This is a genomic window from Rhizobium sp. AQ_MP, assembly GCF_014237835.1.
In the GTDB taxonomy this organism is placed as follows: domain Bacteria; phylum Pseudomonadota; class Alphaproteobacteria; order Rhizobiales; family Rhizobiaceae; genus Allorhizobium.
Window position 1 is genome coordinate 1 of sequence record NZ_JACJVI010000118.1, and the last position, 209, is coordinate 209.

The following is a 209-nucleotide window of genomic DNA, read 5'->3' on the forward strand; positions in this document are numbered from 1 at the left end:
TGGTCTGCGGCGACGAGAACGCCGTCGCGGTAGATCTCGCCGAGGCGCACCAGGGCGCCAGTGTTTCCAAGCTCAGCGGCGCGGGTGTAGTAGTCGATGGCCTTGGGCCCGTCGATGGGGACCGGTCCACCCCGGCTGTAGATGTCACCGAGTGTTGCCAGAGCCCATGAATTGCCATCGGCGGCGAGAGGCTCGATCATGGCGATGCC

At 66.0% G+C, this 209-nt stretch carries 1 pseudogene; it reads right to left on the reverse strand.

Annotated elements, in window-relative coordinates:
* Nucleotides 1-200 (reverse strand): annotated as a pseudogene (locus tag H6M51_RS25150) (sel1 repeat family protein); the annotation flags it as partial.
* Nucleotides 201-209: the final 9 nt, after the last annotated feature.